The sequence below is a fragment of the Sinorhizobium sp. 6-70 genome, assembly GCF_030124375.1.
GTDB lineage: Bacteria > Pseudomonadota > Alphaproteobacteria > Rhizobiales > Rhizobiaceae > Sinorhizobium.
Genome location: NZ_JASKLS010000001.1, coordinates 270,011 through 295,142 on the forward strand (window position 1 = coordinate 270,011; position 25,132 = coordinate 295,142).

A 25,132-nucleotide genomic window follows, 5' to 3' on the forward strand; every position below is an offset into this window, starting at 1 on the left:
ATGGCGAAGATGCCGTCGATGGGCCCGTCGGAGAAGATCCAATGCCACTTTCGCTTACCGCAACCGTCCAACACTTTCCGATCGCCGGCGTCTTCACGATTTCCCGTGGTTCGAAGACGACGGCGAGCGTCGTCACCTGCCAGATCAGCGACGGCGAGGTGACCGGCTGGGGAGAATGCGTACCCTATGCCCGCTACGGCGAGTCGCTCGAATCGGTCCTGGCTGCCATCGAAGCGGTGCGTTCGTCGATCGAGGCCGGCCTGACTCGCGCCGGTCTCCAGCAGGCGATGCCGCCCGGCGCCGCCCGCAATGCGGTCGACTGCGCCCTTTGGGATCTTGAGGCGAAGCAAAGCGGCAAGCGCGTCCATGCACTGGCCGGCATCGCCGCCCCCAGCCCCCTCACGACCGCCTACACCCTCTCCCTCGGCGAGCCGGAGGAGATGATGAAGCAGGCACAAAAATATTCCCACCGCGCGCTGTTGAAGGTGAAGGTAGGCACTATCGACGACGTATCGCGCATTCGCGCTGTCCGCCAGGGGGCGCCGGAAAGTCGGATCATCCTCGACGCGAATGAGGGTTGGACGGAGGACAATCTCGCCGTCCACTTCGCCACCTGCGCGGAAAATGGCATCTCACTCATCGAGCAGCCGTTGCCGGCGGGACGCGACCAGGCGCTCGCCTCGATTGCGCGCCCGGTTCCAATCTGCGCCGACGAAAGCGTGCATGGAACAGACGATCTCAAGGCATTGGCCGGACGCTACGATGCGGTCAACATCAAGCTCGATAAGACCGGCGGCCTGACCGAGGCGCTTCGCATGCGCGCCGCAGCCGAGGCGCTTGGGCTCAAGATCATGGTCGGCTGCATGGTCGGCAGTTCGCTCGCCATGGCGCCGGCGATGCTCGTGGCCCAAGGCGTCGATTTCGTCGATCTCGATGGGCCGCTCCTGCTTGCGGAAGACCGCAAGCCCGGCCTGCGCTACGAAGCTTCTCTCGTCTTTCCGCCTGAGGCCAGCCTCTGGGGCTGAAGGTACCATCCGGCAAAGGCGAAGCAGCAGCCGGTGAAGGCGACGGCCGACATCGAATAGAAGCCGTTGACGCCGAACCAGGCGTAGAAATAACCCGAAAGGAACGTGAAGATCGCGGTGAAGAAGCCGGTGTAGAAGAAATAGAGGCCCTGCGCCGACGCCTCCTGCTCCTCCGCGACCCTCTCCACCAGCTTGTGCTGCATGCCCGTATGCACGATCGCATAGGTGAAGGCGTGGAAACACTGCAGGACGAAATACCCGGAGAAGCCGAGATCCATAGGGAAGATCAGCCAGCGCACGACGGCAAGTCCGCAGCCGGAGAAGATCATCGTCCATACGCTGAAGCGCCGGATGATGGCCTTGGCGAAAAAGAACATCAGCACTTCGGCTGCCACCCCGGCGCTCCACAGAGCCCCGATCTGCGTACCGCTGAAGCCAATGTGCTGCCAGTAGATGGCCGAGAAGGCGAAGAGCATGGCATGGCTGCTGTTGACCATTGTGACGCCGATCAGCAGCAATTGTAGGTCGGGCTGGCGCAGCGATTTCGGCGGCGGCTCTGTCAGCGCCGTGATCGGCGAAGGACGGCGCGGCCGGCCGACGCGCGGCGCCAAAAGAGCGATCACGATCATCAGTCCGAAGCCCGCGGCCATCGCCGGCAAGACCATGGGCCCACCAAATCTGCCGATCATCCAGCCGCCAAGCATGGTCGCACCGATAAAGGCGACCGATCCCCAGACGCGCATATGGGCATAGTCGAAGCCCCAGCGCCTGACGCCCGAAAGCGCGATCGCTTCGACGATCGGCACATAGGGCGAATAGACCGCCGATTGCAGAGCGTAGATGATGAGGACCGGCCAGAAGCTGTGCGCGTAGAAAAGAATGAAGGCCGTCGCGAGAGACAGGACGGCTGACCAGATCAGCACGATCGCCCGCTCGCCGATCCGGTCCGCCAGCACACCGGCGAGCGGCGCGGTGATGACGCGAATGAACATCGGGACGGCGAGAACGACACCGATCTCGAAATCGCTCATCGACATGGTGCTGAGCCAGACCGGGAAATACGGCATGGCAAAGCCGTTGACGATCAACGGGGCGCAAAAGAGCAGCGCTATGCGGAGCGCGAAACGACGCGGCGGAGGCCCCACATACGAGGGCGCAGATGAGGGAATCATGGAGTGACCTGATGGCTGTAGGCCATCCTCTAGCACAACCGCAGCGCAGCTCACCATAAGCTAGTTTTCGCCACAGGCGGTTCTCTGAAAAAGGGCGAGGAAAAAGATATGAAACGTCTTGCGCCGCATTCCGCTGCTGCATTTGTCCTTAAATCGCAGCCGATTTAGGAATCAGGCCGCCTGCGGTGCGAGGATATGCGCCAGCATCTTTTCAGCCTCATCCGAGCTTTCGACCTCGATTATGCCGCCGCGCATCCGGTGCCAGGTAATCAACTCCATCCTGCCGTCGTGATGCTCGGCGATTGCCGTGCAGCTTTCGACCCAGTCGCCGGTGTTGATGTAACGGACGTCGCCGATGTCCTCGATCACCGCGTGGTGAATGTGGCCACAGATGACGCCCTGCGCGTCGTGACGGCGCGCCTCGTCGGCTACCACCTTCTGGAACTCGCCGATGAAATTCACCGCGTGCTTGACCTGCAGCTTTGCCCAGGAGGAAAAGGACCAATACGGCATGCCGAGACGGCGGCGGATCGCCGCCAGCCCGATGTTGATGGCGATCGCCATGTCGTAGGCCCAGTCGCCGAGATAGGCGAGCACGCGCGCATTGCGCACCACGACGTCGAATTCGTCGCCGTGCAGAACGAGATAGGTGCGCCCGTCAGCGGCTTTGTGCATGTAGCGCTGGGCCACCTCGATGCCGCCGAAATGCACGCCCGGGAAATCCCGCATGAACTCGTCGTGATTACCGGGAATGTAGATGATGCGGGAGCCTTTGCGGGCCTTGCGCAACAGCTTCTGGACCACGTCGTTGCAGGGCTGCGGCCAATACCAACTGCGCTTCAGGCGCCAACCGTCGACGATGTCGCCGACGAGGATGATGGTTTCCGCCTCGTGATGGCGCAGGAAGTCGAGCAGGTAATCGGTCTTCGCCGCTTTTGAGCCCAGATGGACGTCGGAGATGAAGAGCGTCCGCAGTTTTCGGACCGAGTTCTGTTGGGATGCCGATGCCGCGGTCATGCGAGCCTCGTCTTGGTTGATCCTTTTGATGACCGTCAAAACCAGACTCGTGTTTCAGGAAGATGACACGGCATGTGCATGCGACAAATCGGGTGTCGGAAATGAACCAGTGCATAACTATACGCCGCCCGCAATTCATGCCAAAAGGCCCCGATCAAGAAGAAGGAATGCAAGGCATGAATACGGGCGACAAAGTGAAACCGGTACCGGCAAGCGGGGACATCGACCAGCAGGCGCTTTTCTTCCATCGCTACCCGCGCCCCGGCAAGCTTGAGATCCAGCCGACCAAACCGCTCGGCAACCAGCGCGATCTGGCGCTCGCCTATTCGCCCGGCGTCGCCGCGCCCTGTATCGCGATCAGGGACAATCCCGAAGCTGCCGCCGATTTCACCGCGCGCGCCAACCTCGTCGCAGTGATCTCCAACGGCTCGGCGGTTCTCGGCCTCGGCAACATCGGCCCGCTCGCCTCCAAGCCGGTCATGGAAGGTAAGGCCGTCCTGTTCAAGAAATTCGCCGGCATCGACGTCTTCGACATCGAGATCGACGCGCCGACCGTCGATCGCATGGTCGATGTCGTCTCGGCCTTGGAGCCGACCTTCGGCGGCATCAACCTCGAGGACATCAAGGCGCCGGAATGCTTCGAGGTGGAGCGGCGCCTGCGCGAAAAGATGGAGATACCCGTCTTCCACGACGACCAGCACGGGACCGCGATCATCGTTGCTGCCGCGGTTCTGAACGGCCTCGAACTTGCCGGAAAGGATATTGCCGAGGCGAAGATCGTCGCCTCCGGCGCGGGCGCGGCCGCCCTCGCCTGCCTGAACCTGCTCGTTACGCTCGGTGCCAAACGGGAAAACATCTGGGTGCATGATATCGAGGGTCTCGTCTACAAGGGACGTGAAGCGCTGATGGACGAGTGGAAGTCCGTCTATGCACAGGACAGCGACAAGCGCGTGCTCGCCGACAGCATCGGCGGGGCTGACGTCTTCCTCGGGCTTTCGGCCGCAGGTGTCCTGAAGCCCGAACTGCTTGCCCAGATGGCCGAGAAGCCGCTGATCATGGCGCTTGCCAACCCAACTCCCGAGATCATGCCGGAGGTGGCCCGCGCCGCCCGGCCCGACGCCATGATCTGCACCGGAAGATCCGATTTCCCGAACCAGGTCAACAACGTCCTCTGCTTCCCGCACATCTTCCGCGGCGCCCTCGACTGCGGCGCGCGCACGATCAACGAGGAGATGAAGATGGCTGCAGTGCGGGCAATTGCCGGCCTTGCGCGCGAGGAGCCGTCGGATGTCGCCGCCCGCGCCTATTCCGGCGAGACGCCGGTCTTCGGGCCTGACTACCTCATCCCTTCGCCGTTCGACCAGCGGTTGATCCTCCGCATCGCACCGGCCGTCGCCAAGGCTGCGGCCGAAAGCGGCGTCGCGACCCGCCCGATCCAGGATTTCGACGGCTATCTCGATAAATTGAACCGCTTCGTCTTCCGCTCCGGCTTCATCATGAAGCCGGTCTTCGCGGCGGCCAAGAACGCCGCAAAGAACCGAGTCATCTTCGCCGAAGGAGAAGATGAACGGGTGTTGCGCGCCGCTCAGGTGCTGCTGGAGGAAGGCACCGCCAATCCCATCCTGATCGGCCGCCCGCAGATCATCGAGACGCGTCTGCGGCGCTACGGTCTCCGGATCCGCCCGGATGTCGACTTCGAGGTCGTGAATCCCGAGGGCGACCCGCGTTACCGTGATTACGTCGACGACTATTTCGCACTTGTCGGCCGCCGCGGCGTCATTCCTGAAGCGGCACGTACGATCGTGCGCACGAACACGACGGTGATCGGCGCGCTTGCGGTCAAGCGCGGCGAAGCGGATTCGCTGATCTGCGGCGTGGAAGGACGCTACAGCAGGCACCTGCGCGATGTTTCGCAGATCATCGGCAAGCGTGCGGGTGTTCTCGACTTCTCGGCGCTGAGCCTGCTCATCTCGCAGCGCGGCGCGACCTTCTTCACAGACACCTATGTCAGCTACAATCCGAGCGCCGAGGAGATCGCGCAGACGACCGTGATGGCCGCCGGAGAAATCCGCCGCTTCGGCATCACGCCGCGTGCGGCACTCGTATCGCATTCGAATTTCGGTTCGCGCGACTCCGAAAGCGCTTCGAAAATGCGCGCGGCGCTGCAGCTCGTACGTGAACTTGCACCCGACCTCGAAGTCGACGGCGAAATGCACGGCGACTCCGCGATCTCCGAGATGCTACGTCAGCGTGTGATGCCGGATAGCGCGCTCAACGGCGAAGCCAACCTGCTCGTATTCCCCAATCTGGATGCGGCGAACATTACGCTCGGTGTGGTCAAGACCATGACGGACAGCCTGCACGTCGGGCCTATCCTCCTGGGCTCCGCCTTGCCGGCGCACATTCTCTCGCCGTCGGTCACGTCGCGCGGCGTAGTCAACATGGCCGCCCTTGCGGTCGTCGAGGCAAGCCATCCGGTGTAACGGATAGGCACACGCCGGCGCCGCCGACCGGGCGGCGCTGACGTTTATCCCGATCAAAATTCAACCATGAATTTAGAAAGGGCAATAGTTTGCAGCGTTTACGAAATATTGCACTAGACAAAGCATGCCCCCATTACCATGCTTATCTAGGGGCAAGATTCGGTGTTGGGCATGACGGATCAACAGGCTGTCCTCGATCTATTGGACATTGTGGAGTACGGGGGCTGCGCTGAACCCGAGCAATTCTTCGCGTTGATGCGCCGCACTTTCAAGATCGCGCACCTGCTATACCTGGAAGCTGAGCCCCTTGCCGACGGCCTGAAGGTCTGCCGCCTACACCACACGTTCGGCGCCTATGCCGCCGAAATCTATCGGACGAGAGCCCTCCACCGCATCGATCCCATCCTGCGGCTTGCGCTTGGCGGCGTGAGACCTGTCGAATGGACGACCGCGCGCCGACGCTTTCCGGAGTGCGAACCGCTCTTTCATGCTGCGGAGGAGATCGGGCTTTCGACGGAAGGCGTCGCGCTGCCGCTGCCGTCCCCCGCCGGACGCATGGCACTGCTCGCCATCAACGCCAACATGTCGCCCGTTGAATGGTCCATCTACCGACGTTGCCACCTGCGCGACTTTCAGCTGGCCGCCAACCTCTTCCACGCATCTATGTTGGAGCATGCGGCCACGGCCGGCGCGATCGACGAGCGCGACATGCGTCTGACGGGCCGCGAAACCGAGGTATTGACCTGGTCGGCGGCCGGCAAGAGTTATTGGGAAATCGCCACGATCCTCGGCATCTCCGAGCGTACGGTCCGCTTCTTCATGACCAATGCGCGCCGCAAGTTGAACGTCGTCTCCAACACGCAAGCCGTAGCACAGGCGGTTCGTCACGCCCTGATCCCTACCATCTGACTGGTCGATTTAACCATCTCCGCCGCCCTTCCGACAAAAGCCCCGCAAATTTAGTAGGAAAAAATCGGCTTTTGAACTGTCACTACCGACAGTTACATGTGTCACTTGAGCCTGACAGCATCGCCCCATATCGCGCAATAACGATGGAGCGAAAGATGATCAGGATTGTGAACGGTAACGCTCGCGGACGGCACCCGCAGGCCATCGACGAAATGTTCCGGCTGCGCAAGCGCGTATTCCACGACTTCCTGAAGTGGGATGTGAAGACGGACGGCGAGTGGGAAATCGACCACTACGACAAGGCGAACCCGCTCTATGTAATGTCCTACGCGCCGGACACCGGAAAATTGCGCGGATCGCTGCGGCTCCTGCCGACCCTTGGGCCGAACATGCTGGACGATACGTTTCCGATCCTGCTCGGCGACAATCCGGAAATCCGCAGCGCCTCCGTGTGGGAATCGAGCCGCTTCTGCATCGAACCGGATATCTCGCAGGATCGCTCGTCGAACCAGGTGACTGTCGCTGCCGCGGAACTGATGTGTGGCGTGGGCGAGCTTGGCCTTGCTTCCGGCATCAGCCATATCGTCACGGTCACCGACGTGTTCCTGGAAAGAATGTTCCGTCGGATGGGTTGCCCCGGAGAACGCATTGCCGACCCGCACCGGATCGGATCGGTCTACGCCGTGGCCGTAGCGTGGGAAGTGACCCGAGAACTGCTCGAAACGATGAAGCAGGTCGCTGCGATCGAGGGCACCGTGCTCGAGCGCCCGATGTCGCTCGAAACAGCACGGGCAGCTTGACACTTCCTGCCGGGCCGCGTTCGCGGCCCGGCCCTTCCGCCGCTCGCTGTTTGCCATGTTAACGTAAAACTTCGCCTTGAGTTGCGCTGTCACGTCAAGGCCTTATGATATGGAGAAACAGGAGTTGGCGGTCGCGAACGTCCTCAAAGAAGGGACCGCGCGCCAAAGCAGAAGAGACAAGCGCCAGTGTCCCGGAGTTTCGTGTACCGGAAGCTCACACGTGCGGCGGCCGCCTTGCTGCCGGCGCTGCTGGCAATCGCCGGTGGCGCGTCGGCGTCGACCGTTTGTGAGCGTCTCAATGCACGGCTTACCGATCTTTCCACGGTCGTCACTCTGACCGCCAATCTGCGCGATTTCACCGGCGCCGTCTCCCGCCAGAACATCGAGCTCCGCCGGGCCAAGAACGAGCGACGCCGGATGGAATGCAGTCACGGCAGCGTCGTCGTCATTGGTGGCGACAACGACGATGCATGCACAGTGCTTGATGAGACCATCGCCCGCATGGAGGACAACCTTCAAAAGCTGAAGGCTCATCGCCGCTCGTTGATATCGGGCGACGCGGGCGACACGCGCCGGCGCATTCTCGCGGCGCTGGAACTGAACGGCTGCCACGACGAGGCCCGCGACGCCCCAGATCCAATCGAGGAACAGGACGAGTTCGCCAGCGCGGCAGTCGATGATGCCGAGTTCCACCGCAATATCCTCAGGGACCTTCCGCCGGATAGCGAGGATTATCCGCTGCTGAATGACGACAGCGACATGCAGGATTTTCCGCTGCTGCACGAGGAGCCGATTGGCAGCCTCAGGACAATGTGCGTGCGAACCTGCGATGGGGCCTTTTTCCCGATCTCGTCAAATGCGACGCCGTCCGATTTTGCCCGTGACGCCGAGCTTTGTCAGGCACGCTGCCCCGGTGCGGAGACGGAACTCTACTACCACGTCCTCGAGACGGAAGAGACCGACCAGATGGTCTCGGCCTCGACCGGAAGGCCCTATACCGAGTTGCCGACGGCCTTCGCCTACCGGGCGCGTGGCGTCGGCGCGCCAGGGGTTTGCGGCTGTCGGATTCCGAATGGTGTGGCAACACAAGATGGCGGCAGGGCGACGGCTGGCAGCGAGCCCTCGATCATCACGATCAATGGCGATCGGGAGCCGGCTCAGGGATCCGCACAGGCAAAACCAGGGCCAGAGAGACCTTACGACCCGGCGAACAGCAAAGTCCGCGTCGTGGGCCCAACATTCCTGCCGCAGGAAAAAAGCGCGATCGACCTGAAACATCCGCTCGGCCCAAGCTACCAGCCGACGCAGGGTAATTGAGCTTTCAGCGGCATCTCGATCGATCCAGCCCGCGCGACATTCCATGCTCCCAAGGCAATGCAGAGAAGACGCCTATCGTATTGAATTCACAAACTGTTTATCCTCGAATGCCCCACGCTTCCTCGAAGACAAGGTCCTCGAGAGGCAGGCGCTGACGCCATCCTTTGACCGCGAGTTCCGGCTGCTGATAGAGCCGGTCGACAAATCCGACGCAAAGCCAAGCGACGATTTCGACATGCTCGGGCACGCCGAGAATCGACTTGATCTCCTGCTCGTGAAAAATGCTGACCCAGCCGACGCCGACACCTTCCGCGCGTGCGGCAAGCCAGAGGTTCTGGACCGCGCAGACGGTTGAATAGACATCCATCTGCGGATTGTGCGTCCGTCCAAGCACGAGCGCTCCACCGCGCGTGCGATCGCAGGTCACGCAGATGCTGAGCGGTGCCTTGCGAATGCCTTCAAGTTTCAGCGAGCGGTATTGCGCCTGCCTGTCGCCGGAGAACATCAGCGCCGCTTCCTCATTGGCGCGCTCGAACGCCTTCCAGACCTTCTCTCGCGTCTCCTTTTGACGGACGACCACGAAGTTCCAAGGCTGCATGAAGCCGACCGAGGGCGCCCGGTGGGCTGCGCCAAGCAGGCGGGCGACGAGGTCGTCCGGCAGTGGATCGGGAAGGAATTCGTCACGCACGTCGCGGCGTGTTTCGATTGCGCGGTAGACGGCGGCACGCTCGTCCGGCGAAAAGGCTTCGGCCGCCGTCAGGCAGCCCTTCGGTTCAGGCAGCATCGTTCGATCCCCAACAATGCACAACCTCCCGCCGTCCGCGCGGGGCCGGTCTATCTTGCCAGGCCGGTCTTCTGACTCTGGATCATCCAGCCGCGCCGCCTTCCCAAACCACTTGAGGATTTAGTGGCAATGTCCTGAGAAAAATTCAGAACTTGTATTGGCGCGACCGTCCCCATCACAGCGTTGGGCACGTTCCGGGCTTGCACCGGATTCCCGATTCTCCCGCCGTGGCGGGCACCTGACGGCTGCATATGGGCACAGCCGCCGGCGAAAGGCAAGCAAGCCGAACGGCTCGCCTTACCCCGAGACTTCGCGCCGGATGGACAGTTCCCGTCAGAGCGGCGTCGCCGGATGCGGGGAGCCGTCGTAGGCGCCCCAGATCGATTGGTCGAAGCAGATCACCGAACCGGTCATCAGGCCGGATTCCGCCGAGGAGAGATAGGCGCAGGCGCGCGCGACCTCGGCCGGATCGACGAGGCGGCCGAAAGGCTGGTTCGCTGCCGCTTTCTCCAGCCAGTCCGCGGGTGCGTCATGGTATTCGCGCTGGATGCGATCCTCCCCCTCCGATGCCATCCAGCCGATGTTGAGGCCGTTGACGCGGATGCGGTTGCGCAGAAGCGCGTAGGCCGTGTTCTTGGTCAGCGTTTCCAGGGCGCCTTTCGACGCGCAGTAGGCGGCGATGAAAGGCTGGCCCGCCTTGGCCGACATCGAGCCGATATTGACGATTGTGCCCTCGATCTTCTCGCGCCGCATCAGCTTCACAGTTTCCTGCATGAGGAAGAAGGGCGCGCGGACGTTGATCGCAAACATGCGGTCGAAGAGTTCCGGAGTCGTGTCGAGGATCGTACCGCGGTCGGTGATGGCAGCGGCATTGACCAATGCGTCCACCCGGCCGAACTCCCTGTCGCAAGCATCGACAACCTTGTGGGCATCCTCGACCCGCTCGAGATCGGCCGCCACGTAAACCACCTTGGTGCCGGTCGCCTGACTGATTTCGGCTGCCTTCGCCTCGCCTTTGGCAGTGTTACGCCCACAGATGACGATACCGGTCGCACCCCGTTCGGCAAACAGCGCCGCGATCGTCGCACCGAGCCCCTGCGTGCCGCCGGTAACGATGGCGATTTTTCCGTCAAGACGGCCATAATCCGTGCTCATGAGATCCTCCCTGGATGATTGCGTTTCCAAACTGCCGCGCTCGAAGCGTCGGGGAGCGTAGCTCTGTGACGTTCCTCAGCTTCTCTTTTTCTCGGCTTGCGCGGCCAGTGCCTCCACGAAGGCCTCGGTCTCCCAGCCGGCCGCCAGAGCTTCATGCATTAGCTGTGCCTGCGTCTTCGGTGCCAGGCCGCCGAGCGGCGGGTCGCGATCGAGATTGGTCGGGAATGAATAGCCTTCGGCGCAGGAAGCAATCGCGTTGGCAATCTCGCCAGCCGAGAGCCTTCCGTCCGCTGCAAGCGTCTTCAGGGCCGGATAGAGCACGCCGCACATTCGCTCGCGATCGACCGTTTCCATTGCGCGTCCGAAGGCGGAGGAGACCTGGAGGAGATTTGCGACGCGCTTGATGTCCACCGAGCGGTTGGTCCCGGCCGCATGGAAGAGCGCAGGATTGAAGAACACCGCATCGCCCTTCGCCAGCGGAAGCTGGACGTGGTTTTCGTCGAAGTATGCTTTGAACTCGGGCCTTTTCAGCGCAAGATAGCCGGGCACATAGCTCTGGCTGTAGGGCAGGAACAAGGTCGGCCCGCTTTCGAGCGGCATGTCGCAATGGGCGATGGCGCCTTGCAACGTCAGGACGGGCGAGAGCTTGTGCACATGCGCCGGATATTGCTCGATGACCGCCGGGGTCTGGAAGCCGAGGTGATAGTCCCGATGCGCCGACTGTGCCGCTCCGCCCGGATTGACGCGGTTGACCTGCGCCGTCATCTGGTAATTTGGCCCGAGCCAGGCTTCGCTGACGAGCGCGATCACCGCGTTGGCGTAGTAGGCCGCGAAGTTTTCGGGAGAGCGGAGGCAATGCTTCTCCAGTGAATTCCAGATGCGGTCGTTGGCGCCGGGCTTGGCGAAATGGTCGCCGCCGCCACTGTTCGTGCGGTGTTGCTCCTCGATGATCTCATCGAAGATGCGGCTTGCCTGGTCGATGACACTCGTATCAGCGAAGGCGCGCTTGAACACCGCAACGCCAGGTCCTTCGGCCAGAACCTCGCAAATCTCCGTCAGCGCGGCGCGCCGGCCGTCGTCCGTCCTGCAATCGGCAAGAAGGCTGGCGCTGTCGTAGATCAGGATGTTCTTCTGGCAATCGGCCGCATGCGGGTAGTCGGCCGGGTCGGTGCGGCGCGCGACCTCGGCGCGGAACGCCTCGATGCTACAGGATTCCTCCGTCAGCCATACGCGCTCGAGGCGTTTCCTCGCCGTGTTGTCGGTTTTCATCGGGTCTCCTCCTCAAGAGCTGTGATGCCGACTATACGTCCCGCACGATCCTGATATAGAGCAGGAATCCATCAAAAAACCATCAAGAGGCTTGGTCGTGGCGCATCCGTTTCTTGCCCTCGCCGGTTCCGGATGCCAACGCCTTTCCGCGGTCGAAGTGATCACGCCCTATAATCTGCCGATTGGCTGAGGCCGCAGTCAGGCGGCGCCATGCAACGGAATCACTCCGGCTGATATCGCACGAACGCGAATGCCTCTCCGGTCGGCGACCAATTCGGGACGTTCATCGTCCCCTGCCCGCCGAAGAGTTCGAACAGCACGCGCGCGTTGCCGCCTTCCGGGTCCATCAGCCGAAGTCTGACGTCGAGATCACGCGGATGGTCGAAGACGTCGCCGTCGTAGGAGAGCACCAGCAGGTGTCGGCCATCGGGCGAAGGATGCGGGAACCAGTCGCCATAAGGGCTGTCGGTGATCCGTTGGACGTCACTGCCGTCTGGTCGAATCCGCCAGATCTGCATGCGGCCGGTGCGGCTTGAATTGAAATAGATCCAATGTCCGTCGGGCGACCAGTCCGGTCCGTCATTGCGACCCTCGCCCATCGTCAGCCGGCGCTCGCCGCCGCCATCGATCGCGATCGTGTAGATGTCGAACACCTGATCGCGGATGCCGCAATAGGCGAGTGTCCGCCCGTCCGGAGACCAGCCGTGCCAATAGGACGGCAGGTTCGGCGTGACCAGACGGGGGACGCCGCCCTCGATCGGCAGGACGTAGATCGCCGATTTGCCGAATTCTGTTTTGTCACTGATGACGAGCTTTTTGCCGTCCGGGGAAATGCCGTGGTCGTTGTTGCACTGGCGGGCAAAGCCCGTGTCGATCTCCACCGGTTCGGAGCCGTCGAGGGCGAGACGATAAAGCCGGCCGTCGCCGTTGATGACCAAGTAGCGCCCATCCGGCGACCAGTTGGGCGCCTCGACCAGTCGCTCCGTCTGCCAGACGATGCGCGTCTCGCCGCGGCCGATGTCGAAGATCTCCACCGAGCTGCGCATCGTTATCCCCTGTCGCGGAAGCGGTTGGTAATCGGGTAGCGCCGGTCGCGACCGAAGTTCTTCTTGGTGATCTTCACACCCGGAGCCGACTGCCGGCGCTTGTATTCGGCGATGTAAAGCAGGTGTTCGACGCGATGAACGGTCGGTTCGTCATGCCCGCGGGCGACGATCTCCTCCGTGCTCATCTCCTTTTCCACCAGGCATTCCAGAATGTCGTCGAGCACCGGATAGGGCGGCAACGAATCCTGGTCGGTTTGGTTCGGCCGAAGTTCAGCGGACGGCGCCTTGTCGATGATGTTCTGCGGAATGACTTCGCCGGAAGGCCCCAGCGCGCCCGGCGGCACGGCGCCGTTGCGCCAGCGCGAAAGCGCGTAGACCTGCATCTTGTAGAGGTCCTTGATCGGGTTGAAGCCGCCGTTCATGTCGCCGTAAAGCGTGGCATAGCCGACCGACATCTCGGACTTGTTGCCGGTCGTAACCACCATTGAGCCGAATTTGTTGGAGATCGCCATCAGGATCGTCCCGCGCGTGCGGCTCTGGAGGTTCTCCTCGGTGATCCCGGATTCAGTGCCCTCGAACGCATCGGAGAGCGCGCTGAGGAAGCCCTCGACGGGCTCTTCGATCGCAACGGTATCGTAGCGGCAGCCGAGCGCCCTGGCGCAGGCCTCGGCGTCCTTCAGTGATTCCTGCGAGGTGTATCGATACGGCAGCATTACAGTGCGCACCCGTTCCTCGCCTAGCGCGTCGACGGCGAGCGCCGTGCAAATCGCCGAGTCGATGCCGCCCGAAAGGCCGAGCACGATATTCTTGAAGCCGTTCTTGTTGACGTAGTCCCTGAGCCCGAGCATGCAGGCGCGATAATCCGCCTCGTCGCTCTCCGGTATGCGCGAATTGAGCCCGTTCGACGAGGCCCAACCATCTTCTCCACGCCTCCATTCGGAGATCGAGACCGCCTCCTCGAACTGGCTCATCTGGAAGGCGAGCGACTTATCCGCGTTGAAGGCGAAGCTTGCACCGTCGAAGATCAGTTCGTCCTGACCGCCAAGCTGGTTCGCATAGATCATCGGCAGGCCCGTCTCGATTACCTGCTTCAGGACGACCTGATGGCGGACATCGACCTTGCCGCGGTAATAGGGCGAACCGTTCGGCGAAAGCAGGATTTCGGCGCCGCTTTCCTTGAGTGTTTCGCAGACGCCGAGGTCACCCCAGATGTCTTCGCAGATCGGTATGCCGATACGAACGCCGCGGAAGTTGACGGGCCCGGGCATTGCGCCGGCGTCGAACACCCGCTTCTCGTCGAACTCGCCATAGTTCGGCAGGTCCACCTTGTCGCGGATCGCTACGATCTTGCCTCCGTCCAGGACCGCAATTGAATTGTGGCGGAGCGCTCCGGCCTGACGGGGAAAGCCGATGACGACGCCCGGGCCTTCATCAGCCGTGTCGGCGGCGAACCGTTCTACCGCCTGCAGGCAGGCTTTCAGAAATGCCGGTTTCAGGACGAGGTCTTCCGGTGGGTAACCGGAAATGAAGAGTTCGGTGAACAGGAGCAAATCGGCGCCCTGGCGCGTTGCGTCCGCGCGCGCCTCACGTGCCTTCGCCAGATTGCCGGCGATGTCGCCGACGGTCGGATTGAGCTGGGCCACGGCTATCCGTAGCGTTGAGGGAGCGGCTTTCGGTGCAGTCATGAGCGGGGCCTGTGGTCTTTCTCAGCGATTACTTCTGACGTACGCCCTGTTCTTACCGCATACCGCGACAAAAAACCCACAGCCAATCGCGATCAACCAAAAAATTCCGAAAAATTCTGCATTTCCCGCCCTTTACACGGCGCGGCAACGATCTTTTCGTGCGCGTGGAACTTGCGGCCGTCCAAGCTGGTTTAGCCATTCATCCCCTGTTCAAGATGACAGTCGTATGACAGTGGGACGACAGATTTATGAAATTGGAGACGCCGTTGGCCAGTATCGATTCCGCCGCCGCGAGACGCTCCCAGACCTTTATCGATAGGTCTGGGCCCTCCGTCAGAAACGCCAAGGCGCTGGCTGGCACGCGCAGCGCGTTCTTCTCTCTTTTTATTGCTGCCGCGCTTGTTTTCGCGATCGAACTGATCGTGCGCCAGTCCCTTGCCGAGACCGTCGCCTATTTCATCGATCCCATGCGTCCAGCCTGGACAACGATCGCTGTTTTCTTCCTGGTTCTGCTTGCCGTCGACGCACTCTTCGGCCGCGAGCACAAGGCGGCCCTCCTTGTCGTGCCGCTCGCCATTCTGCCGGCCTTCATCAGCGAGCAGAAGCAGGTCTTCCTTTCCGATCCGCTTTATCCGACCGATTTCCTTTTCGGTCGGCAGATCATGGAATTGATGCCCGTCCTTGTTAAGGACCGCCCGTGGACCGCCGTCGCGGTCGTGGTCGGATTGATCGCCATGATCGCCACCATCGGCCTTCTGCTGCGCTATGCCTGGCGGAATTTTCCCAAGCTGACGCGCAGGGAGCGTCTCATTCGCGTCGGCTTTGCCCTGCCGCTGCTCGTCGCCTTCTGGCACATCATGGACTACAACCAGTTCTCGTGGATCCGCGACCGCTTGCGGGTGATTCCGATCATGTGGGACCAGACCGAGAACTATCGCCACAACGGTTTTGCGCTCGCCTTCGCGATCAACCTGCCGATGGCCAATGTCAGCGCGCCGGCGGGCTACATGGCCGATGTGATCGACCGCATTCCGGTGAAGCCGCTGCCTGCCGGAACGACGCATCGCGGCAAGCCGGATGTGATCGTGGTCATGAGCGAATCCTTTTGGGATCCGACTCGCCTGCCGAACGTGAAGCTTTCGCCCGATCCGATGCCGACGGTCCGTGAAATGCAGGTGGGCAACGTCTTCTCGCCGGAATTCGGCGGCATGACCGCCAATATCGAATTCGAGGCGCTGACCGGCTTTTCGAATGCGTTCCTGCCCTATGGCAGCATTCCCTACCAGCAATATATCCGCAATCCGATCCCCTCGCTCGCAACCTTCTTCCGCAGCGAAGGCTATGTCTCGCGCGCGATCCATCCCTTCCAGGGCTGGTTCTGGAACCGCACCGCCGTCTACAAGGCCTTCGGCTTCGACACGTTCCGGTCGGAAGAGAACTTGCCGGCGATGCAGAAGCGCGGGATCTTCGCCTCGGATGAATCGCTGACGAAGGAAATCATCCGTCAGGCGGATGCCATGGAAGAGCCCTTCTTCTTCTTCACGGTAACCCTGCAGGGCCATGGCCCCTATGAGCCGAACCGCTACGCGAAAAACACGATCAAGGTCGAAGGCAATCTCCCGGAAGGCGATCGCCAGGTGCTCGCCACCTATGCCCAGGGCATCAAGGAAGCGGACGACAGCCTGAAGATGCTGATGGACTGGGCGAAGAAGCGCGACCGCGAGACGATCATCGTGCTCTTCGGCGACCATCTGCCGCCACTCAACACGGTCTACACCAGCACCGGTTACATGAACGACGTGACCGCCTCGCGCAAGGGTTCGAAGGAGCAGATGAAGGCACAGCACGAAACGCCGCTCGTCGTCTGGTCGAACAAGACGGGTCCGAAGAAGAACATCGGGACGATCAGTCCGGCCTTCCTTTCTTATCAGATCCTGAAGCAGGCGGGTTATGAGCACCCGTATTATACCGGCTTCCTGGGCAAGGTTTACGACCAGTACCGCATCGTCGACCGCTATATGGTGGTCCGCAAGAACGGCAAGGACATTGCGGAGTGGTCGCGTCAGCCGAAGATACCCGCGTCCTTGCGCGATTACCGCTTCCTCCAGCACGACATCATGTTCGGCAAGCGGTACAGCACGGAACGTTTCTTCAAGTCCCACGCCGAGCTCTTCCCCGCCGGTTCCTGAATCCCGACGGTCGGGCGCGAACTGCCCCGGCCGTCATCGTCCCGCCCTCTTCCGCGCAACGACTGGGCAACTGCTCTTTCCCGCATCACCGGGGCTGCTGATGGAAAACCGCTTCACAGCTTTCCGGCACCGTCCTAAATAGCCTCCGAGCCATTTCCGGAGGCCAGCATGCCGCATCTCAACGAAATTTCCCAAATCCTCTTCGGCAAACCCAGTAGCCAGTTGAGCGAAATCGAACGCCGCATCCTGACGCATGCGAAGGAGCGGCGGCCTCTTTCGACGGATACCCATGCGGCATTCGACACCAGCCTTGCCTTTGGCGCCCGGCTCGCCGATGCCATCGCACGCATCGGCGGTTCCTGGACCTTCATTCTCGGCTTCTGCGCCTTCCTCGTCGCCTGGGTCATGATCAACTCGATCCTCCTCGTACGGGGCGCATTCGACCCCTACCCGTACATCTTCCTCAATCTGGTGCTTTCGATGCTGGCGGCGCTGCAGGCGCCGGTCATCATGATGTCGCAGAACCGTCAGGCCGAACGCGACCGCTTTGCGGCCTCGAAGGACTACGAGGTCAATCTCAAGGCCGAAGTCGAGCTGATCGCGCTCCACCACAAGGTGGATGACGTGCTGCTCCGCGAAATCGCCGAACTGCGCTCCGAGCTTGCCAACCTCAATCGTCAAATAGCGCAGTCCATGCCCTCCACGCACCGCGGCGAGGAATCGGCGGGAAAATAGGGCGGCGTCGCCACAGGCACCTCAGGCCAGCCGGCTTTGGCCATGCTCCGGAAGCACAAACCTGCGCGCTCTCTAATTCAACGCGAAAATAGAGCCGCGGGACGGAGGGGTAAAGTTTCTCAACTTATTGGAGTATCAGAAAATTAACCTTTAAGGCGCACCCTCAAAATGCAGGGTATTAGAGATGCAGCGAGCATTACCCTTTAGAGCTGGTGTATCCTCCAATCTGGGGTACCTAATACGATTGCCTGCAAGCGGCCCGCGATAGAGCGGGACTATGAGAACATGACGAGCTCTCCGCCAGCTTAATGTGAATATCCGCCGCTGCGGTGCTCGTGGCGTGGATCTTCGCCTGAAACAAACAATCAACTTGCACGTTAAGTGCAAGGTTGAAATGCTATTGAATTGTCAGAGCAAGGCTGTGTGTTGCCCGGAACACGCGTCAATTGCCGTGTTCCGTTGCAGCGCCATTGGGGACATGCGCGCAGATGCAGCGGGTTGCGGGAAAGGAAAGCATTGAGCAAAAGAGCCCACCTGGTTTCACGGTGGAGGCGTTGCTGCAAAATCCGGAATTCCGCCCCGCCTTGCAGGTGGGCGCGCGCAACCTCATCTCGCTGAACGACCTCTTCCCGCGCGTTGCACGCATGGTGGCGGCCCACCAGAAGTGGATGCTCACCCAGGCCGCCTATGCCCTCCACCTTGAACGCGACCGCAACGATCCCGACTCCGGCGTCACCGCGGCGCGCTTGCTGAAGCTGATGCGTGAAACCGGTGGCGCGAGCCGAAACACCGCGACTGCATTTCTTGCAGAATTGCTCGCCTACAAACTGCTCCGGCCCGCCAGTGGCGGCCGCACCAGGAGGACGCGCCCGCTTGAGCCGACGGAGGTCAGTCAGCACGCTATGCAGCTCTGGTTCAAGAGCCAGATGAGAACGCTGGACCTTTTGGACGGAGGAACGAGAGTCGAGCGCATCGAGGCCGAGATCGCCATTTTCGAACGCGCTCAGCCGATTGCCGCACGGCGCCTCCTCGCCGACAGCAAATGGACGCAGCCTCCACAAGCCGTCGCCGTGTTCGTCTGGTCGGAGTCTGGCGGAATACTGCTTGACGATCTGATGGCGCGCCCGTCAAGCCTTGTTCCGGAGAGCGGAAAAGTATGGATCAACGTCAACCTGGCGGCACTCGCCGAGCACTACGCCATATCGAATACCCATGTTCGTCGCCTGTTTTCAAACGCGGAAAAGTCCGGCTTTATCGGTAGGCCCGATGACGGGACGCGTGGCCAGTTCTGGCTGAGCGAACGGCTGGTCGAGGAATATGCCCTCTGGCAGGCCGTGAAGTTCGAAGCTCTGGCAAGCGCTTTCGATCGGGCGGCCATGCGGGGACAATAGACAGGCGTCGTCAGGCGCGGCCCTGGTCAAACTTCGGCAGTTCGTCATCGATGTCGTAGTAGTCGCCCTTGTCGGCGCAATAGATGTGATAGCCGGGTTCAAGCCGCGTCGGCTCCTCGAAGGTGCCCGCAAGAATTGACGTATAGTCGAGTGCGTCGGCCTTCCAGAACAGCGCCGATCCGCAGGACCGGCAAAAGCCGCGCTGCGCCTCCGGGCTGGAACGATACCAGGTGATGTTGTCCGCGCCTTCGACATCGATATTGTTGTTCTGCACGTTCGTGGCGGCATAATAGAGGCCGGTTTGTTTGCGGCACTGCGAGCAATGGCAGAAGATGACCTCCCTGAGCTTGCCGCGCGTTTTGAACCGCACAGAGCCGCAAAGGCAGCCGCCTTCATGAATTTCCATTGTCGTCCTCCCGTCGTTCAAATCGCGCTACTGCATGTTTCCTTAGATCGGAGCCGATTTAAGGACAAAAACATGCAGCCATGCAAAGTGCTACAGCGACATTTGTGCGTCTGAAAAGACACGCGGCGCTGTAGAACAAAAAACCGGGCCAGCTTTGTCGGCTGGCCCGGTCCTGTCAAATTCAGATGACACGCGGATCGTTCAGAAATTTTGAACTACGCGCTTCTCTTTCCCAATCAACCGTTGACGACCATCTTCTTCTCGTCGCGACCGCCCTTCATGCGCTCGGCAAGCAGGAAGGCAAGTTCGAGTGCCTGGTCCGCATTCAGGCGCGGATCGCAGTGCGTGTGGTAGCGGTCGGCGAGATCGTCGCCGGAAAGCGCGCGCGCACCGCCGGTGCATTCGGTGACATCGTTGCCGGTCATCTCGATGTGGATGCCGCCCGGGTGCGTGCCTTCCGCACGGTGGATCTGGAAGAAGCTTTCGACTTCCGACAGGATGCGTTCGAAGGGCCGGGTCTTGTAGTTGTTGAGCGTGATCGTGTTGCCGTGCATCGGATCGCACGACCACACGACCTTCTTGCCCTCGCGTTCGACCGCGCGGATGAGGCGCGGCAGATGCTCGGCCACCTTGTCGTGACCGAAACGGCAGATCAGCGTCAGGCGGCCTGCTTCGTTTGCCGGGTTGAGGAGGTCGATCAGTTCCAGAAGGCCGTCCGCCGTCAGCGACGGACCGCACTTCAGGCCAAGCGGGTTCTTGATCCCACGGCAATATTCGACATGCGCATGGTCGGGCTGACGCGTGCGGTCGCCGATCCAGATCATATGGCCCGAGGTCGCATACCAGTCACCGGAGGTCGAGTCGACGCGAGTGAGCGCCTGCTCGTAGCCGAGCAGCAGCGCCTCGTGGCTGGTGAAGAAATCGGTTTCGCGCAGGCTCGGGTGGTTTTCCGAAGTGATGCCGATCGCCTTCATGAAATCCATGGTCTCGGAGATCCGGTCGGCGAGCTTGCGGTAGCGCTCGGCCTGCGGGCTGTCCTTGACGAAGCCCAGCATCCACTGATGCACGTTCTCGAGGTTGGCATAGCCGCCCATCGCGAAGGCACGCAGCAGGTTCAGCGTTGCGGCGGACTGGCGGTAGGCCATGATCTGCCGCTCCGGATTGGGCACGCGCGCCTCTTCCGTGAACTCGATGCCGTTGATGATGTCGCCGCGGTAGCTCGGCAGCGTCACGTCACCCTGCTTTTCGACGCCCGAGGAGCGCGGCTTGGCGAACTGGCCGGCGATGCGGCCGACTTTTACGACTGGTTGCTGTGCGCCGAAGGTTAGCACGACGGCCATTTGCAGGAAGGCGCGGAAGAAGTCGCGGATGGTGTCTGCGCCGTGCTCGGCGAAACTTTCCGCGCAGTCGCCGCCCTGAAGCAGGAAACCACGGCCCTCGGCAACGTTGGCAAGCGCAGTCTTCAGCCGCCGTGCCTCGCCGGCGAAGACGAGCGGCGGATACTTCGCGAGGCGTGTTTCCACCGCCTCGAGCGCTGCGAGGTCCGGATAATCCGGCACCTGCTGAATGGGTTTTTGCCGCCAGCTGTTCGGAGTCCAAGTCTGTGCCATTTCCATCACCTGTTGTCTGACGCGGGAGCCCCCGCGCACGTCGCGCCTGCGGTCTTAATAACCGCCCGGTATTCGGATTTCGATGATCCAAGCCGCCGCGCCCGCCCCCGAGCCGATGACTTCGCGGATGCGGGCTTATAAACGTTAACATGGGGCTTGGAAAGCCATTCTACCAGAAAACATCGGTGGTCGCGTACCGCCTGCAAGCAGCCTCAAGCGACCCGTTCGCCGTTTCTGATCCGGTAGGAAGGCTGATACATGGTCACCAATTCTTCTGAGGCGGTCGGATGGACGGCCATGGTGCGATCGAAGTCGTCCTTGGTGCATCCGGCCTTCAGCGAAATACCGAGCAGCTGCGCCATTTCGCCGGCATCGTGGCCGAGGATATGAGCACCCAGCACCTTGCGGTCGGCGGCATTGACCACAAGCTTCATGATCATCCTTTCCTTCCGTCCCGAAAGGGTCGCCTTCATCGGGCGGAACTCGGCGCGGTAGACTTCGAGCTCATCGAATTTGCGTGCCGCATCTTCCTCCGTCATTCCGACCGTACCGATCTCCGGCTGCGAGAAGACGGCCGTCGCGATCAGGTCGTGGTCGGGCGACGTCGGGTTGTTCTTGTATTCCGTCTCGATGAAGCACATCGCCTCGTGGATCGCTACCGGCGTCAGCTGTACGCGATCGGTCACGTCTCCGAGCGCGTAAATGCCCGGTGCGCTCGTGCGCGAGAAGGCGTCGACGATGATTGCGCCGCGCTCGTTGACCTTGACGCCCGCATTCTCGAGGCCGAGACCCTTGGTATTCGGCACGCGCCCCAGGGCGAGCATGACCTGGTCGACCACAAGCTCGCCGTGCTTCATCGTCTGAGCGACGCGCCGGCCGTGCGGATCAGTCGATACCGACTGGATGATGTCCTCGCAAAGGATGCGGATGCCCTTCTCTTCCATCGCCGCATGCAGGCCGCGCCGGAGGTCCTGGTCGAAGCGCGAGAGAATTTCCTTGCCACGATAGATCAACGTCGTCTCGACGCCCAAGCCGTGGAAAATGTTGGCAAATTCGATCGCAATATAGCCGCCGCCGGCGATGAGGATCGATTTCGGCAGTTCGGCGAGGTCGAAGGCCTCGTTGGAACTGATGCAGAGCTCGTGCCCCGGAAGCGCGTCGTGCGGGCTCGGATGCCCGCCGACTGCAATCACGATACGCTCGGCTGTGACGGTCTTGCCGCTCGCCATCAGTCGCACCGTGTTGGGCCCCGCGAGTTCGGCGCGAGTGTCGAGGATTTCCGCGGCAGCATTTGCCAGCCCCTTGCGGTAGAGGCCCTCGAGACGGGAGATCTCCTGTTCCTTCGCCGCGACCAGCTTCGCCCAGTCAAAGCGGCTTTCGCCAACGGTCCAGCCGAATCCCACCGCGTCCTCGAAATGCTCCGAATATTGCGAGGCATAAACATAGAGCTTCTTCGGCACGCAGCCGCGGATGACGCAGGTGCCGCCATAACGAAACTCCTCCGCAATCGCCACCTTCTTGCCGAGCGCCGCCGCCAGACGCCCGCTTCTGACGCCGCCCGAACCACCGCCGATCACGAAGAGGTCATAGTCGAAAGCGGTCATGGCGAACTCCTGGAGTGAAAATCGTATCAGTTGAAAATGTCGGATTGGAGGATGGGACCCGCCTCACCCTTCGCCACTGATATAGTATTGCGACGCAAAAAAAGAAAAGCCCGGATTGCTCCGGGCTTCGTAAGTGTGTCCGCTTGCGGCAATTTACTGCTGCGCCGGAGCAGCGGTACCAGCGTCGGCTGCGGGCGCGCCGCCGATCTTCGCATCCAGCGACTTGGTAGCGTCATTCGTCAGGTCGCGCGAAACGCCGGCCGCCCAGATATCGGCCGCCTTCAGTAACTCGCGGGAAGCGATCGGACCATTGTCCAGCAGCTTCTTGCCGGCGGGTGAACTGTAGAACTCGGTGATCGCGTTCAGTTCCTCGACCGAAAAGGTCTTGGCATAGATGGTTGCAGCCTCGCGCTCGAGATCCGCACGCCGTGCCGCAAGAGCCAGCGCCTTCTCGTCGACCGTGGCGGTGATCAGTTCCTGGTGGTTCGGCGAGGACTGGATCAGCGTATTCTTCAGTCGCTCGGCGAGACGCGGCAGAATGTTGTCGAAAGTGTTGGTCACGCCAAGCGCCGCGATGGTCGCGCGGGCAGCCTTGATCTGATCTTCCGTGACGTCCTGGGCGCGCACCGCCGGAACCCAAACCGAAACGAGAACGGCAGCAGCCGCGAAAGTGCGGGCAAGCCCTGTAAGTTTCTTCATTGTTATCCATGCTCCTGTGTTGGCACGTGTCGCCCGGCCGATCGCCGCCGCCAGGCAGACATGTGCGGAAACCTATTTTCTGCGCCGTCCGCAACGCTTCGTCAAAGCGGGGGGATCCGGTTCAGGACGCCGTCAGGGTACGGGCTCCCTCCGGACCGGCGATGATCGCCAATGACGCAATCCCGATGAACAGCCCGTGCTCGACCACCCCGGGGATGGCATTCAGCTCTGCCGCGAGCGCATCTGCATCAGGAATACGGCCAAAAGATGCATCGAGTATGAGGTGTCCCCCGTCGGTCTTGAAGGGACCGTCGCCCGACGCGCGAACGACGATATCGCCCGTCATTCCCATCCGGGCCGCCACCTTTTCGATCGCCAGGCGCGTCGCAACCTGGCCGAACGGATTTACTTCGATCGGCAGCTTGAAGGCGCCGAGCACGTCAACAACCTTCGATTCGTCGGCAATGACAATCATCCGCTTGGAGGCGCAGGCGACGATTTTCTCACGCAGCAGGGCACCGCCACCGCCTTTGATCAGCCTCAGCTGCCCGTCGACCTCGTCGGCACCGTCGATCGTCAGATCCAGTTCCGGCAGTTCGTCGAGCGACTTCAACGGCACGCCGAGCTCGAGGCAAAGCCGGGCCGTGCGCTCGGACGTCGGCACCCCGACGATTTGAAAACCCGACGCAACCTTTTCGGCGAGCAGCCGCACGAATTCTTCGGCGGTCGAACCGGTGCCGATTCCAAGCCGCATGCCGTTCTCGACATATTCAAGGGCCGCGGCGGCGGCCTTGATCTTCATTTGGCGGGCGTCCATGCGCCACTTGCTCCCTCGTGATCGTCAGATAGCAAGGCCAAGCCGGCCAGCCACTGTCCAATTTCCGCTGAGACACTTACACGCCCGTCGTCGCAAACAAAAGCCAAAATAAGAGTGCTTTGCCGGATTCCCGCGAGCAGCCTGCGCTGATGCGCGCCATTGCATTCCTCGCCTACTTCGCCTACCCGAAACAGCCAGTGCATGTCGCCCAAAAGTGCGCAGCGGTTTTGGGGCGACGACATGCATGAAACAAAGCCACCAGCGCGTTGCATGAAGGCGCATCCAACGCGACGTGCTCCAAGATTTCCGCCAACGCGAGGTTTCCAGTGTCTCCTCCCATTGTCGTCTTCGATCTCGACGGTACGCTTGTCGACACCGCTCCGGATCTCGTCGCCAGCCTCAATCACGCAGTCACACAGGCCGGAGTCGAGCCCGTTACCTATGCGGACCTGACTCATCTCGTCGGGCACGGCGCGCGGGCGATGATCGAGCGCACGTTCGCGCTTCGCGGCAAGGCACTCAGCGAAGAGGACCTTGCGTGGCAGATGCGGGAGTTCGTGAATTTCTACCACGGCTCGATGCCGGGGGATTCGCTGCCCTATCCAGGCCTCGTCTCGGCACTCGACCGCCTGCAGGACGCCGGCCTGACGCTCGCTGTCTGCACCAACAAACCGGAAGCGCTCGCGACGCGCCTTCTCGAAGGGCTTGGGCTGCACAGCCGGTTCGCAGCCATCTCCGGGGGCGACACCTTCTCGGTCCGCAAGCCGCATGCGGAACATCTGCTTTCGACGGTCGCCAATGCCGGCGGTATCGCCGAGCGCGCCGTGATGGTCGGCGACAGCCTCAACGACATCCTTGTCGCGCGAAACGCGTCAGTGCCCTCGATTGCAGTACCGTTCGGCTATTCCGACGTGCCGATCGAGAGCCTTGGTCCCGATCGCATCATCCAGCATTTCGATGAACTGACGCCCCATCTGGTCGAAACGCTTCTTTCGCGAAAGCACAAATGAGAAAGGGCC

Annotated in this window: 21 protein-coding genes and 1 riboswitch; of the genes, 9 read left to right on the plus strand and 12 right to left on the minus strand. The window is 61.6% G+C overall.

The window, feature by feature from the left end; genetic code table 11:
* The first annotated feature begins 41 nt into the window (after positions 1 to 41).
* The gene (gene dgcA / locus QN222_RS01280; RefSeq protein ID WP_283962991.1) at positions 42 to 1,025 is read left to right on the plus strand and encodes an N-acetyl-D-Glu racemase DgcA; all 984 of its coding nucleotides are present in this window, start codon (positions 42 to 44) and stop codon (positions 1,023 to 1,025) included.
* Here the strand turns inward: dgcA and QN222_RS01285 are convergent.
* Both QN222_RS01285 and QN222_RS01290 read right to left on the minus strand, forming a co-directional pair.
* Entirely contained in the window at positions 977 to 2,197 is a 1,221-nt protein-coding gene (locus QN222_RS01285; RefSeq protein WP_284005160.1) for an MFS transporter, read from the minus strand. The two genes, dgcA and QN222_RS01285, sit on opposite strands and share 49 nt — an antisense overlap.
* A gap of 171 nt (positions 2,198 to 2,368) precedes the next feature.
* Positions 2,369 to 3,214, minus strand: a complete 846-nt coding sequence (locus tag QN222_RS01290; protein WP_283962993.1) for a UDP-2,3-diacylglucosamine diphosphatase — start codon at positions 3,212 to 3,214, stop codon at positions 2,369 to 2,371.
* Positions 3,215 to 3,390: 176 nt separating this feature from the next.
* Between QN222_RS01290 and QN222_RS01295 the strand changes: the two genes are divergently transcribed.
* The 4 genes from QN222_RS01295 to QN222_RS01310 all read left to right on the plus strand — a co-directional run bounded on the left by QN222_RS01295 (position 3,391) and on the right by QN222_RS01310 (position 8,723).
* Entirely contained in the window at positions 3,391 to 5,697 is a 2,307-nt protein-coding gene (locus QN222_RS01295) for an NADP-dependent malic enzyme (protein ID WP_283962994.1), read from the plus strand.
* 171 nt (positions 5,698 to 5,868) lie between these two features.
* The gene (locus QN222_RS01300; protein WP_283962995.1) at positions 5,869 to 6,606 is read left to right on the plus strand and encodes a LuxR C-terminal-related transcriptional regulator; all 738 of its coding nucleotides are present in this window, start codon (positions 5,869 to 5,871) and stop codon (positions 6,604 to 6,606) included.
* A gap of 155 nt (positions 6,607 to 6,761) precedes the next feature.
* Entirely contained in the window at positions 6,762 to 7,406 is a 645-nt protein-coding gene (locus QN222_RS01305) for an acyl-homoserine-lactone synthase (protein WP_180937782.1), read from the plus strand.
* Between the two features lie 186 nt (positions 7,407 to 7,592).
* Complete coding sequence (locus QN222_RS01310; protein ID WP_283962996.1) at positions 7,593 to 8,723, plus strand: DUF2865 domain-containing protein; 1,131 nt, start codon at positions 7,593 to 7,595, stop codon at positions 8,721 to 8,723.
* Between the two features lie 97 nt (positions 8,724 to 8,820).
* Here the strand turns inward: QN222_RS01310 and bluB are convergent, their stop codons facing one another.
* From bluB to QN222_RS01335, 5 genes are all read right to left on the minus strand, one after another.
* Positions 8,821 to 9,507, minus strand: a complete 687-nt coding sequence (bluB, locus tag QN222_RS01315) for a 5,6-dimethylbenzimidazole synthase (RefSeq protein ID WP_283962997.1) — start codon at positions 9,505 to 9,507, stop codon at positions 8,821 to 8,823.
* A gap of 43 nt (positions 9,508 to 9,550) precedes the next feature.
* Positions 9,551 to 9,764: riboswitch (cobalamin riboswitch) on the minus strand.
* Between the two features lie 76 nt (positions 9,765 to 9,840).
* Positions 9,841 to 10,662, minus strand: coding sequence for an SDR family oxidoreductase (locus QN222_RS01320; protein WP_283962998.1), 822 nt, complete (start codon positions 10,660 to 10,662; stop codon positions 9,841 to 9,843).
* A gap of 75 nt (positions 10,663 to 10,737) precedes the next feature.
* Positions 10,738 to 11,931, minus strand: coding sequence for a phytanoyl-CoA dioxygenase family protein (locus QN222_RS01325; protein ID WP_283962999.1), 1,194 nt, complete (start codon positions 11,929 to 11,931; stop codon positions 10,738 to 10,740).
* 221 nt (positions 11,932 to 12,152) lie between these two features.
* Positions 12,153 to 12,977: a TolB family protein gene (locus tag QN222_RS01330; RefSeq protein WP_283963000.1), complete on the minus strand. Its 825-nt coding sequence runs from the start codon at positions 12,975 to 12,977 to the stop codon at positions 12,153 to 12,155.
* 2 nt (positions 12,978 to 12,979) lie between these two features.
* Positions 12,980 to 14,662, minus strand: coding sequence for an NAD+ synthase (locus QN222_RS01335; RefSeq protein ID WP_283963001.1), 1,683 nt, complete (start codon positions 14,660 to 14,662; stop codon positions 12,980 to 12,982).
* A 266-nt stretch (positions 14,663 to 14,928) separates the two neighbouring features.
* On the opposite strand from QN222_RS01335, the gene QN222_RS01340 reads away from it, so the two are divergent.
* From QN222_RS01340 to QN222_RS01350, 3 genes are all read left to right on the plus strand, one after another.
* Positions 14,929 to 16,851: an LTA synthase family protein gene (locus QN222_RS01340; protein WP_283963002.1), complete on the plus strand. Its 1,923-nt coding sequence runs from the start codon at positions 14,929 to 14,931 to the stop codon at positions 16,849 to 16,851.
* Between the two features lie 168 nt (positions 16,852 to 17,019).
* A complete protein-coding gene (locus tag QN222_RS01345; RefSeq protein ID WP_283963003.1) occupies positions 17,020 to 17,586 on the plus strand; it encodes a DUF1003 domain-containing protein in 567 nt (188 codons plus the stop codon).
* A gap of 488 nt (positions 17,587 to 18,074) precedes the next feature.
* Complete coding sequence (locus tag QN222_RS01350; RefSeq protein WP_283963004.1) at positions 18,075 to 18,977, plus strand: hypothetical protein; 903 nt, start codon at positions 18,075 to 18,077, stop codon at positions 18,975 to 18,977.
* A gap of 10 nt (positions 18,978 to 18,987) precedes the next feature.
* Here the strand turns inward: QN222_RS01350 and QN222_RS01355 are convergent, their stop codons facing one another.
* The 5 genes from QN222_RS01355 to rpiA all read right to left on the minus strand — a co-directional run bounded on the left by QN222_RS01355 (position 18,988) and on the right by rpiA (position 24,113).
* Entirely contained in the window at positions 18,988 to 19,383 is a 396-nt protein-coding gene (locus tag QN222_RS01355) for a GFA family protein (RefSeq protein WP_283963005.1), read from the minus strand.
* 236 nt (positions 19,384 to 19,619) lie between these two features.
* Positions 19,620 to 20,993: a class II 3-deoxy-7-phosphoheptulonate synthase gene (locus tag QN222_RS01360; protein WP_283963006.1), complete on the minus strand. Its 1,374-nt coding sequence runs from the start codon at positions 20,991 to 20,993 to the stop codon at positions 19,620 to 19,622.
* Positions 20,994 to 21,205: 212 nt separating this feature from the next.
* The gene (gor, locus tag QN222_RS01365; RefSeq protein WP_283963007.1) at positions 21,206 to 22,597 is read right to left on the minus strand and encodes a glutathione-disulfide reductase; all 1,392 of its coding nucleotides are present in this window, start codon (positions 22,595 to 22,597) and stop codon (positions 21,206 to 21,208) included.
* Positions 22,598 to 22,750: 153 nt separating this feature from the next.
* Entirely contained in the window at positions 22,751 to 23,296 is a 546-nt protein-coding gene (locus tag QN222_RS01370) for a DUF2059 domain-containing protein (protein ID WP_283963008.1), read from the minus strand.
* Between the two features lie 121 nt (positions 23,297 to 23,417).
* Positions 23,418 to 24,113 carry a ribose-5-phosphate isomerase RpiA gene (rpiA, locus tag QN222_RS01375; RefSeq protein WP_283963009.1) on the minus strand — a complete coding sequence of 232 codons (696 nt, stop codon included), beginning with the start codon at positions 24,111 to 24,113 and terminating at the stop codon, positions 23,418 to 23,420.
* A 326-nt stretch (positions 24,114 to 24,439) separates the two neighbouring features.
* Here rpiA and QN222_RS01380 point away from each other — a divergent pair, with 326 nt between their 5' ends.
* On the plus strand, positions 24,440 to 25,123 hold the full coding sequence (locus QN222_RS01380; protein ID WP_283963010.1) for an HAD family hydrolase: 684 nt from the start codon (positions 24,440 to 24,442) through the stop codon (positions 25,121 to 25,123).
* Positions 25,124 to 25,132: the final 9 nt, after the last annotated feature.

What these genes read in the sequence shown, in the direction of transcription:
- QN222_RS01330 (WP_283963000.1), bottom strand. Translation starts at nt 12,977, where the DNA reads ATGCGCAGCTCGGTGGAGATCTTCGACATCGGCCGCGGCGAGACGCGC.
- QN222_RS01300 (WP_283962995.1), top strand. Translation starts at nt 5,869, where the DNA reads ATGACGGATCAACAGGCTGTCCTCGATCTATTGGACATTGTGGAGTAC.
- QN222_RS01350 (WP_283963004.1), top strand. Translation starts at nt 18,075, where the DNA reads ATGCAGCGGGTTGCGGGAAAGGAAAGCATTGAGCAAAAGAGCCCACCT.
- QN222_RS01345 (WP_283963003.1), top strand. Translation starts at nt 17,020, where the DNA reads ATGCCGCATCTCAACGAAATTTCCCAAATCCTCTTCGGCAAACCCAGT.
- QN222_RS01335 (WP_283963001.1), bottom strand. Translation starts at nt 14,662, where the DNA reads ATGACTGCACCGAAAGCCGCTCCCTCAACGCTACGGATAGCCGTGGCC.
- dgcA (WP_283962991.1), top strand. Translation starts at nt 42, where the DNA reads ATGCCACTTTCGCTTACCGCAACCGTCCAACACTTTCCGATCGCCGGC.
- QN222_RS01285 (WP_284005160.1), bottom strand. Translation starts at nt 2,197, where the DNA reads ATGATTCCCTCATCTGCGCCCTCGTATGTGGGGCCTCCGCCGCGTCGT.
- gor (WP_283963007.1), bottom strand. Translation starts at nt 22,597, where the DNA reads ATGACCGCTTTCGACTATGACCTCTTCGTGATCGGCGGTGGTTCGGGC.
- QN222_RS01355 (WP_283963005.1), bottom strand. Translation starts at nt 19,383, where the DNA reads ATGGAAATTCATGAAGGCGGCTGCCTTTGCGGCTCTGTGCGGTTCAAA.
- rpiA (WP_283963009.1), bottom strand. Translation starts at nt 24,113, where the DNA reads ATGGACGCCCGCCAAATGAAGATCAAGGCCGCCGCCGCGGCCCTTGAA.
- QN222_RS01370 (WP_283963008.1), bottom strand. Translation starts at nt 23,296, where the DNA reads ATGAAGAAACTTACAGGGCTTGCCCGCACTTTCGCGGCTGCTGCCGTT.
- QN222_RS01305 (WP_180937782.1), top strand. Translation starts at nt 6,762, where the DNA reads ATGATCAGGATTGTGAACGGTAACGCTCGCGGACGGCACCCGCAGGCC.
- QN222_RS01325 (WP_283962999.1), bottom strand. Translation starts at nt 11,931, where the DNA reads ATGAAAACCGACAACACGGCGAGGAAACGCCTCGAGCGCGTATGGCTG.
- QN222_RS01295 (WP_283962994.1), top strand. Translation starts at nt 3,391, where the DNA reads ATGAATACGGGCGACAAAGTGAAACCGGTACCGGCAAGCGGGGACATC.
- QN222_RS01360 (WP_283963006.1), bottom strand. Translation starts at nt 20,993, where the DNA reads ATGGCACAGACTTGGACTCCGAACAGCTGGCGGCAAAAACCCATTCAG.
- QN222_RS01290 (WP_283962993.1), bottom strand. Translation starts at nt 3,214, where the DNA reads ATGACCGCGGCATCGGCATCCCAACAGAACTCGGTCCGAAAACTGCGG.
- bluB (WP_283962997.1), bottom strand. Translation starts at nt 9,507, where the DNA reads ATGCTGCCTGAACCGAAGGGCTGCCTGACGGCGGCCGAAGCCTTTTCG.
- QN222_RS01320 (WP_283962998.1), bottom strand. Translation starts at nt 10,662, where the DNA reads ATGAGCACGGATTATGGCCGTCTTGACGGAAAAATCGCCATCGTTACC.